This window comes from Ensifer sp. BR816 (assembly GCF_000378985.1).
GTDB lineage: Bacteria > Pseudomonadota > Alphaproteobacteria > Rhizobiales > Rhizobiaceae > Sinorhizobium.
The window spans coordinates 99,000-113,401 of sequence record NZ_KB905371.1 but is presented as its reverse complement, the minus strand read 5'-3'; the positions used below and the strand labels follow the sequence as shown (position 1 = coordinate 113,401).

Genomic DNA, 14,402 nt, shown 5'->3' with positions numbered 1-14,402 from the left:
ATCAGGCCAACCTACATCTTATTGACGCTCAATCGAAGCCCTCTCGCGATAGGATTGGAGGAATTCCTGTACTCTCACTGGCTGGCCCAGCCGTGCGCTTTCGATCGCCGAAAACACCAGGGCGACAGACTGCAAGTTATCCCAGACGCTGGTTGCCATCGGCGGGCCGCCGTCGAGCCACTGGCAGAATTCCTCGATCAGCAGTGTATTCTGCCACTTCTGGCCAGGAAGCAGCGACACCTGCTGGCCTTTTCCCTGACGGCTGGATTGTCGAAGTCGCATCGGGTAACGGTGGAATACCTCGATCTCGCGGTGGTCGAGGATGGCCGTCCCGGTTTCTCCTTCGACTCGAAAATATTCGAATGTCCAGTCGTTAAGGCCCGTGGCTTGTGCCGACGACCCTTCATAGACGCCACGAGCGCCGTTGGCAAAATCCATCAACACTATGGCGTCTGTGTCGCCTTTGTAGTCCGCCCATTCCGGTTTCCAGGTACGGGCATAAATCGACGTACAAGGTGCCCCGGCGAGATCGGCCATGATATCCAGGTGATGTACGGCACCTTCGATGAGCATCGGATGCATCATTTCGTGGCGAAAACGCCCCCAGGAATCGTAAACGCGGAAGTCGCCGGCGAACCGACATGACACCGTATTAACACGGCCTATGGCGTCCGCACCGACGAGCGCCCTTAGCGTCGACTTGTCCTGATCGTACCGATGGCTCATCGTCACGCCCATTTTGCGGTCCGCAGCCATTACCTTTTCAGCGATACGGACAGAAGCCTCCATGGTGTCGGCGATCGGCTTCTCGGACAAAATATGCATGCCGCGCGCAAGCGCCAGGTCGACGATCCCTTCGTGCAGCGCGGGCGGGATAACGATCGTGCAGAAGTCGGCATCTACCGCCTGGAAGGCTTGTGCGGCCGCGGTGAAGCACCGTTCCGCCGTCAAGCCGAGATGCTTGCGGCCGGTCTCCAGCGCTTGGGCATCGATGTCCACGAGACCGACCACCTCGATCGTCCCGTCTGCCACGTTCGGCGGCAGGAACGTATCGCACCAGCGCTCTCCGAAACCGCCGGCTCCGATATGCAGGACCTTATATGTCATCAATTAAATCTCCGATTGTCGGAACTTGCGACATCGATTAAATCCGCTCCGGGCGAACATCGGCAGGCCCGTGTGTGTGCTCCCAGAGGTGACCGAAGCGCTTCCTGCCTTCGAGCGTCGTCTCGAAATAGGCACCCTTCACGTCGGCCCGAACCTCGGAAAGATCATGATGGTGTCCCATGCCGATGGCGACGCAGTCACCCACGTCGACCTCGAAGCTGCGCGCTCCGACGACGACGGTGCCCGCCCCCTCGATGATCACCCAGTATTCGTCGCAGTCGTGATAGTGAGAATCGAAGTTGGTCGACTTGGGATAGGTGACCGGATCGCCCTTGACTGGAACCGGCGTGTCGGGGGCGAGCTTGAACACCCCGCACCCGCCAAGTTCCTTGCCCCACCTGCCATGAAAGACGAGCACCTGTGCGGCGCCGTCGCCGGCATCCGCGGTGAAGGGACCGTCGGCCGCATCCATGTCGAAGAACTGGCCTTCGCTCAGCACCTGCGCTCCCTTTGCGCTCGTCACGCGGCACGATCCGCGCGTGACGAGCACGCGCTGCCTTTCGGCGGCGACTGCGATCGGCACGGGCTGGTCGTCGAGATCAACGAACGTGAACCCGGTGAGTTCGCACCAAGCTGGCGGTTGATCTCCACTTCTGAAGACGGACATCTTGTCTCTTTCCTTCTGGCTCAGGCTGTCTTGCGGCGGATTGCCTTGAAGGCGAGCGTCTGTGACTTGATCGCCTCTTCGGTCGGCAACCGCTCCATGCTGCTTGCGCCGTAGAAGCCGTGGCATCCCGGGCAGGAATCGAGAATGAAGCGAGCGTCCTCCGGATTGGCGATCGGACCGCCATGGCACAGGATGATGATGTCGTCGCGGATCTCTCTCGCCGTCTTGACGCATTGATTGATCAGAACGACGCAGTCCTCCATCGACTTGCCCGAACGCGCACCGATTGCTCCTCCCGTCGTCAGCCCCATATGGCAAACCAGAATATCAGCCCCCGCCTTGGTCATCGCCGCCGCATCTTCCGGGCTGAACACGTAGGGCGTCGTCAGCAGATCCAGCTTATGCGCCTCGGCGATCATCTCAACTTCCAGGGCATAGCTCATACCGGTTTCTTCGAGGTTCTGGCGGAAGAGCCCGTCTATCAGACCAACGGTCGGGAAATTCTGCACGCCGGCAAAGCCGATCTGCTTCAGCTGGCGCAGGAAGACCGGCATGACGACGAACGGATCCGTGCCGTTGACGCCGGCAAGCACCGGGGTGCGCGTCACGACCGGCAGGACCTCGCAGGCCATGTCGACGACGATCTGATTGGCGTCGCCATAGGCGAGCAGTCCGGCAAGCGAGCCCCGGCCGGCCATCCGATAGCGGCCCGAGTTGTAGATCACGATGAGATCGATATCGCCGGCTTCCTCGCTCTTGGCGGAAAGGCCGGTGCCGGCGCCGCCGCCGATGATCGGCTCGCCGGCGCGGATCTTCTTTTGGAAATGCTCGAGCAGCTCCGAACGGGTGGGACGCTTGGCAGAAATATCAGTGCTCACGAAGGGCCTCATGCAAGTTTGTGACAAGGAGTTCCGCAAATTGCGGATGGTTGATGTGAAGAGGGATGCGCGTCAGCTGTCGCTTTCCAGTGCGACGGATTGTGCGTTCGAGAGCTGCGAACAAAGCAGCATCGGCTTCGGGATCGTGGAAGGGTTGCCCGGGCGCATCGATCGCCGAGACGCCCAGTTCGGGCATCAGGAAGCGCACCGGGCCCTCACAAAGATTGAGCCGCTCGCCAATCCATTCGCCGATCCTGTTGCACTCCTCAGGGGTCGTCCGCATCAGCGTGACCTGGGGATTATGGACATGCAGGCGGCGCGAGCGAAACTCAATCGGGACCGTGTCCATCGCCCCGAAATTGACCATGTCGAGCGCGCCGCAGGAGCCGACATAGGGCAATTTGGTCCGGGCGAAGGCACCAAAGCGATCGGCGGTACATGGGAAGACGCCGCCAACGAGATAGTCGCAGACCTCCGTGGTGGAGACATCGATCCCGCCGACCAGCAGACCGGAATCGGCGAGCTTCTCAAAAGATTGCCCGCCGGTCCCGGTGGCATGGAATACCAGGCAGTCAAACTCTGACTCCAACGCCCGGGTGACTGCCTGGACGCAGGGCGTGGTGACACCGAACATCGTCAGGCCGATCGCCGGCCGCTCATCCGACGCGACGGTTGGCTTGTTGAGCACCATTCCGGCAATCGAGTGGGCGGCGTTGGCGAGGACCACCCGCGAGATGCGGTTCAATCCCGACACGTCCGTCACCGAATACATCATGGAGATGTCGGTTGGCCCGACATAGGGCGCAACATTCCCGGAGGCGACGGTCGAAACAAGCACCTTCGGCGTGCCGATCGGCAGAGCGCGCATGGCAGGGGCGATGAGAGCAGTACCGCCGGTTCCGCCAGCACCAATGATACCCTCGACGTCCTCGCGCGAGCGAATGAACTCGACGAGGGCCTGTGACATCGCCGCGACCGCCTTGCCTCGGTCCTTGAGTTCCTCGGCCTTCGGCGGGTTCGGATGAAAACGCGCCACCTCCAACGGCTGAACGTCGACATCGGCGGCTTCGCCGTGAAATTCCGAAACGGACACGTCGACCAGAACTACGTCACAACCCGCATTCCGAATAAGGTCGCGGAGATAGCGCAGCTCACTGCCCTTGGTATCGCAGGTACCCACCACATAGACTGTTTTCATAGTTCTCCTCCGGTCATTCTTTTAGGCGGCCCTCCTCGCTTCACCAAAATAGTCGCCGCGCCTGCAGCAAATCAATTGGCGGAGTCGGATGTTTTGGGTAGAATTGAGTAATCATCTCGCAGGTCCAACATGCATTCTTCTTCCCCTCTTCGCCCGATCAAGATGGTCACGGATCTCGCCGAGATCTCAGACGAGCCGCCTCAGTCCGCCACGGTCTATTGCCCCTCTTGCGAAGGGCTGGGGGGCAGCGCCTTTGACAGCCTCGTGCTGCTTCCGATCCATGACGCCAACGGACGACTCCTCTCCGAACTCAGGCGCGGCATTGCCCGCCCGAACCAGATATTTGCAGGCGTGCTGGCGCTCGATCCATTCCGCCGCCACGCGGACATCCTCAAGGCCCTTGAGACCGCCGGTTGCGCCGGCATCGTCAACTTTCCGAGCGTGACCGCAATCGACGGCGAAATGCGCGTCAGCCTCGAGGACTTCGGATACGGGGCGGCGAGCGAAATCAATCTGCTGCGTGCGGCGGTGGCGAAGGGGTTCGCGGCACTCGCCTTGGTCGACAGTTTCGGCATGGCGCAGGAAGCCGTCGCCATCGGCGTCAGCGGACTGATTGCGGCACGGCACGCGAATGACGCCATGCTTGCCGAGCTCTCGGAGCTTGCGCATGAGACCCGACTAGGGCTATTTGGCCTTCCCGACGCCGTTGGCGGGGCGTGAACGCGACTTCAGCCGGTGATCCGCATCCCCGTGTCAGGATCGAAGAGGTGCGTGCACCCGGATTTGGGCGTGAGCCAGATTTTCTCGCCCGGCCGCACGTCGACCCGGTCCCGCAAGACGGCGACCACGTCGCGCCCTCCTACGGTGAGGTAGAGTTGCGTTTCCGAGCCGGTCGGCTCCACCACCACGACCTCCGCCGGGATGCCTGTTTCACCGAGCTGCAGGTGCTCCGGCCGAATGCCGTAGGTCACCTGTGACCGTCCTGCGAGCGTTATACCGCCATTGATCGGCAGGTCCACGCCTTCGGGGGTCTTCATGCCGGGAGTGCCCGATGACGCGACCTTGGCGGGTAGGAAGTTCATCGCCGGCGACCCGATAAAGCCGGCTACGAAGATGTTGGCCGGGCGATCATAGAGTTCGAGGGGCGTGCCCATCTGCTCCACTCTCCCGTCGTTCATGACCACGATCTTGTCGGCCATGGTCATGGCCTCGATCTGATCGTGCGTCACGTAGACGGTGGTAATCTTCAGCCTCTGGTGCAACGCCTTGATCTCGGCCCGCATCTGCACCCTGAGCTTGGCGTCGAGATTGGAGAGCGGTTCATCGAACAGGAAGACTTGCGGATCGCGCACGATCGCCCGTCCCATTGCAACCCGCTGTCGCTGGCCGCCGGAAAGGGCGCGTGGGTAACGGTCGAGCAAACTGCCGAGACCGAGGATCGCCGCAGCTTTGCCGACGCGTTCGTCGATCTCCGCCCGCGGCCGTTTGCGCAGCTTCAGGGCAAATCCCATATTTTCGGCGACCGTCATATGGGGATAGAGCGCGTAGTTCTGGAAGACGATCGCCATGTCGCGCTCTTTTGCGGGACGGTCGTTGATCACTTCTTTTCCCATCAGGAGCTCGCCGCCGGAAATTTCCTCCAGCCCCGCCAGCATGCGCAAGAGGGTGGACTTGCCGCATCCCGAGGGTCCGACCAGCACGACAAACTCCCCGTCCTCGATCCTGAATGAAAGCTGAGGAATGACGGTCAGAGCGCCGTAGCGCTTGGTTACATTGTGGATAGTCACATCAGTCATAGTATGCTTGGCCTTTCTGTGAAGATTTTTCAGCCACGCCTGTCATTTGACGGATCCCATGGTCAGGCCTTGCACCAGATAACGCTGCATGATGAAGGCGAAGACGATCACCGGCGTCGAGACCAGGAGCGCGGCAGCGCCCACCGCATCCCATTGCACACCGTACTGGGTCCTGAAGCCGAGCATTGCGAGCGGCGCCGTTGGGCTGACCGAGGTGGTCAGGATCAGCGCAAACAGAAACTCGTTCCATACTCCGATGAACACGAACACCGAGGTGGCCAGCATTCCTCCAAGCACAAGCGGCAACATGATCTTCGTAAACACCTGCCATTCACTGCAGCCGTCCGAGATCGCCGCCTCGCGCAGGCTCGGATGAACCTCCATGAAGAAGCTGCGCATCAGCCACATCGCAAAGGGGATGTTGACGGCGACGTTGATAACGACAAGCGCCTGGTAGGTATCGAGCTGATGCAGGCGGGTCGCAAGCAGGTAGACCGGCACACCGATCGCGATGCCCGGGATGATCCGCGCGACGAGAATTGCGACCAGCAGGACCCCGCTGCGCTTGCTGAGATGGGCAAGGGCATAAGAGGCGGGAGCCGAAACGCCGATGACCAGCAGGACGCTCGCGATGGTCACCACAGCACTGTTGAGGAGATATTTCTGGAAGCCGGTCACCTCAAAGAGGTGTCGGAACCCATCGAGCGTCGGCTGGAAGATGATGCGTGGCGGCACAGAGATCGTATCGACGCCATGCCGGAATCCGGTCAGCACCATCCATGTGTATGGAAAAAGATAAACGAAGGCGAGCGCACACCAGAAGAGTGTCAGGAGCATCTTGCGGGTGGAGCGATTGGCCATGGCTGCAGCGATCATAGCTGGCCTCCTTAATGTCGGTTGACGCTGGCGCCGCGGAACAGGCGCCATATCAGCGGAGCGCTGACCAGAAGGACGAAAACGACATAGATCCAGGAGATAGCGGTGGTTCGGCCAATGTCGAAGACTTTGAATCCTGTGTTGTAGGCATAGACGCTCAGCGTCGTCGTGGCGTTTCCAGGCCCGCCCAGCGTCAACAGGAAGATTTTGTCGAAGTCGGCCATAACGCCGATAATGCGAAACGCAGCTGCAATCATGATGTAGGGGACGAGGTGCGGTAACGTCAGATAGCGGAAGACCTGAAGCGCATTGGCACCGTCTGCCTGCGCGGCGCTGACCGTATCCCGGTCGAGCGACTGCAGGCCGGCCAGAATGATCAGGGTGAAGAATGGCGTCGACTGCCAAACGTCCATGATGATGACCGACGCGAGCGCAAAGGTGAGACTGAGCCACGCCACCGGTTCGAAGCCAACGGTCCCGAGGAGATAGTTGAAGACGCCGGAATCCTGCTCATAGAGCAGCTTCCAGAAAATGCCGACGACCGCGGGGGTGATCACCATGGGGATCAGCATCAGGGAGCGGAACAATCCCCTGCCGAAGAATTCCATGTTCAGGAGTATGGCGAAGAGGATGCCGAGGGCGCATTCCAGACTGACCGCCACCACAGCGTAGATCAGCGTCACGCTGATTGCGGCCCAAAACTCGCTGCTGCCGAGCACGTCGGTGTAGTTGAGAAGCCCGATGAAGTCCTGGTCGCTGCCGGGTATGACGAGAGACCAGCCCGTGAAGCTGTAGTAGAGCGAATAGACGAGCGGCACGCCCAGCACGAGCAGCATGATTGCCGCGGCCGGTAGTGTAAACCAGAACACCGAGCTCATACGGATGCGGCGGCGACGCCGGGGCGTTGCTCGATCGCCGGTAATTGTCTGTGAAATCGTCATCAAGTAACCACCGCAGATTGCCATTCTGAAAAGGAGGGGCAGGCGGGGAGGATCGCCTGCCCCTCGCGGAAGCGCGGCTTCAAGTCTTGAGATAGCCGCGGCGCCGCATGAAGGACTCCACCTTGCCCTGGAGATCGCTGGCCGCCTGTTCCGGGGTCTTGATCTTCGCCACCGCCGCATTCACTTCATCATAGATCATGATGTGGATCTGCTCGGCTTCCTTGATCGGGGGATATTCGGCAACGTCGCCCTGCAGGCCGGCAAGGACCGCGGGCCGGTTCGGTGCCTGCTTGACCAGTTCCGGATCCTTAAGCGCCGAAATGCGGGCCGGAGCGCCGGCCATGAGGCCCATGCGACGAACGATGTCAGGCGATGTGAGCCAGGCAACATAGAGTTTGGCTGCGTCCTTGGCACGGGAGGCATCGTTCACGCCCATCGCCCAGCCACCGAGCAGTGACGCCTGTGGGGTCGGCGACCAGGCGACCTTGTCGTGGACCTGGGACGTTTTCGGATTGAGCAGATCGCCGAACGCCCCGGGCCACATCATCGATTGCCCGGCTTGACCGGTGGAGAGGCTGTTGAACATCTCCGGGAAATCCCAGGTCAGATTGCCCGGCGGGCTGATCGGCGCCAGTTTCTCGACCAGGAACTTCATTGTCTTGACGCCGGCTTCGCTGGCGAAGGTCGGCGCGCCGGAGGCATCGAAATATTCGCCACCCATCGACTTGAAAATCAAGATCCAGGTGACCGTCGTCTGAATGCCCTTGCCTGCGGGCATGGCATAGCCGAACTGGCCGTTGCCGACGAGCTTGGCACCGCGCTCGGCGACCTCGTCCCAGGTCTTCGGTCCGACGGCCGGGTCCAGTCCGGCAGCCTTGTAGGCATCCTTGTTCCAGACGAAGAGGGTGACATCGCCGATCGTCGGCAGACCCACAAGCTTGTCTTTGACGCGACCGTAGATGTCCAAGGCGCGCTTGGGGTAATCGTCGAGGGCGAGGTCCGGCGCGCCGGAGATTTCGGTTGCGATGTTCGCGAGATCGGCGGAATAAGGCTCGATCTCATACTTCCACTGATAAGCGAAATTGAAAACGTCGAACGATGCCGCGCCGCTGGTCAGATCGAGGATCAGCTTCTGGTACTGCTCATTGTAGGAAAGATTGACGTATTCAACCGCGACGCCGGTCGCCTCGGTGAATTCCCGGCTGATGGTTGCCATTGACTCCCACACCGCGCCGGTTGAGGCCAGAGCGCGGATCTTCTGCCCCGAATAGGTTTTCGGGAGCGAAGCAGGGGCAGCTTGTGCGAAAACGCGGGTGAGGCTGGTGCCGAGGAACGGCAGGGCCGCCAGGCCGACGGTAAAGGTGCGACGTTTCATATTCTCCTCCGTATCGGAGCATTCGCGACCCCTCCGATCGCTTCTCCTCTTGCTCCACATAGGAAACCTACGGTAGCCGCATTACGCGTACAACGGCTCTGAGCCTATCTGCTGGGTAATATTGAGTAAGCGCGCGAGCGATCGCTTGGCATTCGAGGTCATGCGGGTGCCGCGTTGATCGAGGTGAAAACCTCCCAGCATTCAGGGCGCTGAAAAGGCGCTGAGGCCCATGAGGCCCACGTCTCCGCATGGGCACAACCGTAGCCTCATGCCGAACCGGCTGAAGGAGGAAGTCGAGCTCAAAGACACGGCTTCATCCGGCAGACATCGCCCCTGCGGGGCTGGTGCGGCTCTCATTTGGGCGCCGCTCACCGCCGCCAGGTCAGTCGAGGGTCCGATCACGACGGGTTCGCGAAGTCGAGAGCATTGCGGTCCCTAAGGGACGCTCATGGGGATCGTGCCCGCTGGTTTGAGGACAGCCCTCGACTTTTAGCAGTCGTCAAAACGATGCCCTGGCCGCGGCCGCTTGAGTCAAATCTTAGTCTGCCCGCAACGGTAAATGCGACACATATCGCGATTTTGTCGAATCCTCGACACAGGGCCGTCCAACAGCATTTCGCCGCCACTCGTCAGGTCATTGAGCAATATACAGTATGTCTCTTCAGCTACGCTTTTCGCGACGTTGGCACGGTTCTTGATGCCCCGTTTGTCGCAATGCGGCTGGAGGTGCCGGACCTGTGGCCATTTCATCAGTGATATCGCGCTCGATGGAGAGAGGGGAAGAGCATCATGGTCCGCGTCCGCTCACATTCCCCAAGAAAACGCGGATCGGTCAGTTCACCACTTCCCCAAAACATGCTGGCCGCACTTTGGAGCCGTACAGGGAGGTCCGCTTGGAGGACGTTTGCCTCTCTGAGGAAGCCGCAACGGTCGAACGAGATGAAGATACGCAATCTGGACTGCTTTGATGGTCAACTGCCTTTGGTTTGTGACTTGGACGGCACTCTGATACAAACCGACAGTCTTCAGGAGAACTTGCTCGAAGTCTTTTTTCATTCGCCGCAGCAGCTCCTTCGCGCAATTCCAAGCTGGTTCAAGGGTCGAGCGGCCCTGAAGGCAACGCTGGCGAACATCCGTTCGATTGAGCGGCGGGCACTTCCCTACCGTGAAGAGTTACTGGAAGTGATCCGCGGCGCGAAAGCCGACGGGCGCGAAATTTATCTCGTGACGGCAGCAGACCAGAGCATAGCGGACAATGTCGTTTCTTATCTCGGCACGTTCGACGGCGCGAAGGGGAGTAATGGCTCATCGAACCTGAAGGGTCGTCACAAACTAAAGTGGCTTCAGGCGAACTTCCCTCAGGGTTTCATCTATGCGGGCGACAGTGCCGCCGACCTGCCCATCTTCGAGGCGGCTTCCGGAGCCGTCCTGGTTGGAAACGGAGTGAGATACGCACGCCAGCTCCGCGCGGCTGGTGTCGAGGTCAGGACGATTAGCCCCGAAAAAAGCAACCGGGTGAAGGATTGGCTGTCTGAACTCAGGATACACCAGTGGTCGAAAAACGTGCTGATTTTCGTCCCCCTGTTTCTCGGCCACCTTGCGGGTGACTTCTATGCCGTGTTGAAAACGGTAGTCGCCTTTTTCGCCTTCGGCTTGTTTGCTTCGGCAACCTATATCATCAACGATCTGGCTGATCTGGAGGCGGACCGGGCGCATGCGACCAAGCGCTTCCGGGCGATTGCTGCAGGCAAAATCAGTGTCATGAGCGGCTTCTTCGCGAGCATACTTATGCTGACCACGGGCTTTGGCGTGGCCCTGCTTCTCCATCCAAAATTCGCACTGGCTGTCGCAGTCTATCTGGTGCTGACACTGGCCTATTCGTTCCGACTGAAGCGTTACGCGTTGCTCGATGTGACGGTCATCGGCGTGTTGTTCACGATGAGGATTGTCATGGGCCAGGTGTTGAATGATCTGGCATTCTCGCCTTGGCTTTTGTCCTTCTCAGCCATGCTCTTTTTGTCGCTATCGCTGGCAAAGCGCCATGTGGAAGCAATGCGCGCGTGCTCAAAAGGGAAGGACGCCATCAAAGGGCGCGGATACTCGCCTGAGGATTGGCCGCTCACCCTGGCCTATGGCGTTGCTTCCGCCTCGGCTTCGATCGTCATCATGCTGCTTTTCATTGCTCTCGAAGCCCGAGGAACCCAAGCATATGAGCACCCAGAATGGCTCTATGTTGCGCCGGCGGGCGTCTTCATATGGCTGCAAAGGATTTGGCTTTTGAGCCATCGCATGGATTTGCACGACGATCCTATCGTCTTTGCGCTCACGGACAAGACCAGCTTGTTCATCGGCGCCGTCATCGTATTGGCGTTTAGGCTGGCTTTGTAAAGTAAGGCGCTTGCCGGAATGAAAGCGACGAACCGGATACCCCTGAATGTACCCCTCGTTCTCCTGACTGGAGCTTCCGGCTGGTTGGGCAGGCGCGTCGCGGCGGCGCTAACGAGGGGTTTGCCGGAAGCAGGGCTTCTCGCGGCCGGCGGCTTACTTGTAAGGGCGCTCGTTCCTGCGGGAGAAGACGTATCGCAACTGCGCGAACAGGGACTGGAGATCGTGACAGGCGACATCCGGGACATGAAATCTGTCCGAGCATTCGTGGCCGGCGCCCAGGGCGCCGTATTGATCCACATGGCAGGCGTCATTCATCCCAAAACGGTTGCGCAGTTTGAAGCGATTAACACACAGGGCACGATCAATCTTGTTACGGCAGCGCAAAGGGCAGGTGTGCAGCGCGCCGTCGTCATGTCGTCGAATTCGCCGATCGGCTGCAATCCACACCCGGACCACCGATTCACGGAGGAAAGCCCCTATAACCCTTCGGCCGGCTATGGCCGCTCCAAGATGCTGATGGAAAAAGCCCTGCGTGCGGAAATTGCTGCTGGCGGCCCGATGCAAATCGTCATCGTCCGCGCGCCATGGTTTTACGGCCCCAACCAGCCGCCGAGGCAAACCCTCTTTTTCAAAATGATCAAGGAAGGCAGGTTCCCCATCGTTGGATCGGGGCGAAACCGCCGCTCCTTGGGCTACACGGACAACCTCGCCCAAGGCATCCTTCTTGCCGCAGCTCACGAGCGGGCCGCAGGGGAGATCTTCTGGCTTGCAGACGAGACTCCATACACCATGAATGAAATTGTCGAGGTCGTCGGACAAGTACTGCGTGAAGATTTTCGCATGACGGTCAAGCCTAACCAGTTCCGGCTGCCTGGCATAGTCGGCGATGTCGCAACTATGGTCGATGTGACGCTCCAGTATGCTGGCATCTATTTCCAGAAAGCACATGTTCTGTCCGAAATGAACAAGACAATTGCCTGCGATATCACCAAAGCCAGGAAGGTGCTTGGTTACGCCCCCAGGATCGCGTTACGCGAAGGCATGCGATTTTCGATCGATTGGTGCCTCAAGAACGGCCAAAAGATCTAGCGCTCATCGACGAATTCGGAGGCAACGTGCTGGTACAAACATCTTCTGTCATTTCCAGCGCACTGGTTTCAGGCGCCATAGGATATGCCATAGGATGGCCCGCTTCGAAGTACCTCGAAAGCAATATACGGATGCGCCTGCTTATATCGCCGGTCATCGGATTAGGAATATTCGGCGCTGCAGGTGTTTCCGTTTTCCACTTGTTACCTTTAACCGCCAGCAATCTCATCCTGATCGTCGTTGCGTTTTCCGCTGTCGCACTCCGGCTGGCGAACGGCGTCATCGACCCGCTCTTTCGCTCGCCGACCAGTCCTGGCTTGTCCTGGTTTGCTGTTTCATTTCTCCTCTGTCTTTTGCCAACTTTCGCGATCATTCCGCAGCATTACGGTGAAAGCGTCGGTGTGGGGCACCCGATCTGGGATCATGCGAAAATAGCCATCGTAAATGAGATAGCTCAAAACGGGTTGCCTCCCGCCAATCCATTCTATTCCCAAGCCGGAACTCCCTACACTCTTATTTACTATTACGTCTGGCACTTCATCGCCGCGTGTTCGTCCGTCGTCACAGGCGCGAGCGGCTGGGAGGCCGACATTGCGCTTACCGGCCTGACGGCACTGTTCTCGACGTTTGTCGTAGCGTGGCTGGCGGTAGCCCGAAGCAGAAGCGCGAATGCCGCGTGGTGGATACTCCCGCTCTTGCTCGCCGGTTCGCTCAAGTCAATCGTGCGATTTGTCTCCGGAAAGTGGATCGACACATGGATGGCACACGAACATGGACTCCAAACGTGGATTATTCAGGCCGCATGGGTGCCCCAGCACCTATTTTCCGGAGCCCTGACCTTGATTGTTGTCCTGGCCTATTTACGAATTCTCTATTGTGACGTCGGGTGCGATCTGGTTCTGGCAGTATTTATGGGCGCGATGTTGGCTTCTGCCTTTGGAAGCTCGATGTGGGCGGGCGGCTTCTCGCTGCTTCTGATATTGCCTGTTGTGGGGGCGCTGTCGGTTCCGCATGTTTTGAGGGCCAAGCGGCTGCTGGCAGTTGTCCTTTCACTTTCGGTCGCTGTTGCCACAGCCGTACTCTGCGCGGGTGTGTTGGTTTATGAACAGTCCTCCATAATACAGACCAGAAAGACCGTGGAGTTCTGGGTTTTCCCGATATTTCTTGGTGGAAGTTGGCTTTATGACATTCCCGGATTTTGGGCTGTTTTGCTGATTCTTGAATTTGGCATGGTATTTTTATCATTCATCATCTGGAGTTACTCCAGCTTTTCAAACGACACTATCGGACACGCACACATCGACCGCGCGATATTTGCCGCAGTGCTTGCGCCACTATTATGCACACAGTTCCTACATAGTGTCATTATGTATAACGATTTAGGGTGGCGTGTCCTCATTCCATCGCTACTTCTTATGACCGCGATGACTGCTGCACTTTTCTCCGCGCAAATGGGAAAAAGCACGCCAGTTGGGCGTCTAACCACCATGACCGCCATGCTATTGCTGGGTCCTTCCATTGTAGCTGGCGCCCAATCCGTATATTTGGCCGATTTCAAATTTCGAGTTGAAGGACCTGAGACAGAGACGGGCAAAGCGTTCAAGGCAGCGCCTGAGATGTGGGCAGCCGTCCGCCAAGTAACCCCATCAAACGAAGCAGTCGCCAACAACCCGCTTGATTTTGCAGGTGTAACGCATATGCCAGGAAACATCGCCTGGGCAACTTTGTCCCGAAGGCGGAATTGTGCAACGGCGCTGGGCTTTTTGCGCGCCTATGCTGCTCAACTCACGCCAACGCAGGCTTCAGACGCTTATGCGTTTTTCGTGGATGCTTTCAAGGGCAATGCTACCGAGGACCAGCTCAGAGTCATGAAGGAGCAATATCTTTGTAAGACGCTTGTCGTCACGTCAAGAGATGGATTGTGGGGCAAACCAGTGCTGGACAACAGTTCCGTTTACAAGCTTGTTTCCGAGGAGAAAGACGCGTGGCGCATTTATCGATAATGCGCCTTTGGCGCGGAGTTCGCGCCACGTTTCCCGACCGTAATGCTTCACCCGGCCTCAAAATCCGTCTCGGTCTCAACCACG

At 58.9% G+C, this 14,402-nt stretch carries 12 protein-coding genes; 4 read left to right on the top strand and 8 right to left on the bottom strand.

Going from position 1 to position 14,402, the window contains the following annotated elements; all coding sequences use genetic code 11:
• Window positions 1-18 precede the first annotated feature (18 nt).
• Genes RHIBR816_RS0130135 through RHIBR816_RS0130120 form a run of 4 tightly spaced genes read right to left on the bottom strand, consistent with a single transcriptional unit; the run spans window position 19 to window position 3,850 of the window.
• Entirely contained in the window at window positions 19-1,107 is a 1,089-nt protein-coding gene (locus RHIBR816_RS0130135) for a Gfo/Idh/MocA family protein (RefSeq protein ID WP_018240313.1), read from the bottom strand.
• A gap of 37 nt (window positions 1,108-1,144) precedes the next feature.
• Window positions 1,145-1,774: a cupin domain-containing protein gene (locus RHIBR816_RS0130130; protein WP_018240312.1), complete on the bottom strand. Its 630-nt coding sequence runs from the start codon at window positions 1,772-1,774 to the stop codon at window positions 1,145-1,147.
• A 20-nt stretch (window positions 1,775-1,794) separates the two neighbouring features.
• Window positions 1,795-2,652 carry a phosphoenolpyruvate hydrolase family protein gene (locus RHIBR816_RS0130125; RefSeq protein ID WP_084811388.1) on the bottom strand — a complete coding sequence of 286 codons (858 nt, stop codon included), beginning with the start codon at window positions 2,650-2,652 and terminating at the stop codon, window positions 1,795-1,797.
• Entirely contained in the window at window positions 2,642-3,850 is a 1,209-nt protein-coding gene (locus RHIBR816_RS0130120) for a Tm-1-like ATP-binding domain-containing protein (protein WP_018240310.1), read from the bottom strand. The genes RHIBR816_RS0130125 and RHIBR816_RS0130120 overlap by 11 nt, the downstream gene beginning before the upstream one ends.
• A 129-nt stretch (window positions 3,851-3,979) precedes the next feature.
• Here RHIBR816_RS0130120 and RHIBR816_RS0130115 point away from each other — a divergent pair, with 129 nt between their 5' ends.
• Window positions 3,980-4,570 (top strand): phosphoenolpyruvate hydrolase family protein, encoded by a 591-nt coding sequence (locus tag RHIBR816_RS0130115; RefSeq protein ID WP_018240309.1) that lies wholly within the window; start codon window positions 3,980-3,982, stop codon window positions 4,568-4,570.
• 8 nt (window positions 4,571-4,578) lie between these two features.
• On the opposite strand, the gene RHIBR816_RS0130110 is transcribed toward RHIBR816_RS0130115, so the two are convergent.
• The 4 genes from RHIBR816_RS0130110 to RHIBR816_RS0130095 form a co-directional block, all read right to left on the bottom strand.
• On the bottom strand, window positions 4,579-5,646 hold the full coding sequence (locus RHIBR816_RS0130110) for an ABC transporter ATP-binding protein (RefSeq protein WP_018240308.1): 1,068 nt from the start codon (window positions 5,644-5,646) through the stop codon (window positions 4,579-4,581).
• 42 nt (window positions 5,647-5,688) lie between these two features.
• On the bottom strand, window positions 5,689-6,522 hold the full coding sequence (locus RHIBR816_RS0130105; RefSeq protein ID WP_018240307.1) for a carbohydrate ABC transporter permease: 834 nt from the start codon (window positions 6,520-6,522) through the stop codon (window positions 5,689-5,691).
• Between the two features lie 11 nt (window positions 6,523-6,533).
• Window positions 6,534-7,463, bottom strand: a complete 930-nt coding sequence (locus tag RHIBR816_RS0130100; protein ID WP_026187603.1) for a carbohydrate ABC transporter permease — start codon at window positions 7,461-7,463, stop codon at window positions 6,534-6,536.
• Between the two features lie 79 nt (window positions 7,464-7,542).
• Window positions 7,543-8,838 carry an extracellular solute-binding protein gene (locus RHIBR816_RS0130095; RefSeq protein WP_018240305.1) on the bottom strand — a complete coding sequence of 432 codons (1,296 nt, stop codon included), beginning with the start codon at window positions 8,836-8,838 and terminating at the stop codon, window positions 7,543-7,545.
• Window positions 8,839-9,777: 939 nt separating this feature from the next.
• Between RHIBR816_RS0130095 and RHIBR816_RS0130090 the strand changes: the two genes are divergently transcribed.
• Genes RHIBR816_RS0130090 through RHIBR816_RS0130080 form a run of 3 tightly spaced genes read left to right on the top strand, consistent with a single transcriptional unit; the run spans window position 9,778 to window position 14,318 of the window.
• Window positions 9,778-11,226 (top strand): UbiA family prenyltransferase, encoded by a 1,449-nt coding sequence (locus RHIBR816_RS0130090; protein WP_034817249.1) that lies wholly within the window; start codon window positions 9,778-9,780, stop codon window positions 11,224-11,226.
• A gap of 18 nt (window positions 11,227-11,244) precedes the next feature.
• Window positions 11,245-12,315, top strand: a complete 1,071-nt coding sequence (locus RHIBR816_RS0130085) for an NAD(P)-dependent oxidoreductase (protein WP_052522764.1) — start codon at window positions 11,245-11,247, stop codon at window positions 12,313-12,315.
• Between the two features lie 26 nt (window positions 12,316-12,341).
• Window positions 12,342-14,318, top strand: coding sequence for a hypothetical protein (locus tag RHIBR816_RS0130080; protein WP_026187600.1), 1,977 nt, complete (start codon window positions 12,342-12,344; stop codon window positions 14,316-14,318).
• Window positions 14,319-14,402 lie beyond the last annotated feature (84 nt).

Coding starts and splice junctions, on each gene's coding strand:
- RHIBR816_RS0130135 (WP_018240313.1), bottom strand. CDS start 1,107: ATGACATATAAGGTCCTGCATATCGGAGCCGGCGGTTTCGGAGAGCGC.
- RHIBR816_RS0130130 (WP_018240312.1), bottom strand. CDS start 1,774: ATGTCCGTCTTCAGAAGTGGAGATCAACCGCCAGCTTGGTGCGAACTC.
- RHIBR816_RS0130120 (WP_018240310.1), bottom strand. CDS start 3,850: ATGAAAACAGTCTATGTGGTGGGTACCTGCGATACCAAGGGCAGTGAG.
- RHIBR816_RS0130115 (WP_018240309.1), top strand. CDS start 3,980: ATGCATTCTTCTTCCCCTCTTCGCCCGATCAAGATGGTCACGGATCTC.
- RHIBR816_RS0130110 (WP_018240308.1), bottom strand. CDS start 5,646: ATGACTGATGTGACTATCCACAATGTAACCAAGCGCTACGGCGCTCTG.
- RHIBR816_RS0130105 (WP_018240307.1), bottom strand. CDS start 6,522: ATGATCGCTGCAGCCATGGCCAATCGCTCCACCCGCAAGATGCTCCTG.
- RHIBR816_RS0130100 (WP_026187603.1), bottom strand. CDS start 7,463: ATGACGATTTCACAGACAATTACCGGCGATCGAGCAACGCCCCGGCGT.
- RHIBR816_RS0130095 (WP_018240305.1), bottom strand. CDS start 8,838: ATGAAACGTCGCACCTTTACCGTCGGCCTGGCGGCCCTGCCGTTCCTC.
- RHIBR816_RS0130090 (WP_034817249.1), top strand. CDS start 9,778: ATGAAGATACGCAATCTGGACTGCTTTGATGGTCAACTGCCTTTGGTT.
- RHIBR816_RS0130085 (WP_052522764.1), top strand. CDS start 11,245: ATGAAAGCGACGAACCGGATACCCCTGAATGTACCCCTCGTTCTCCTG.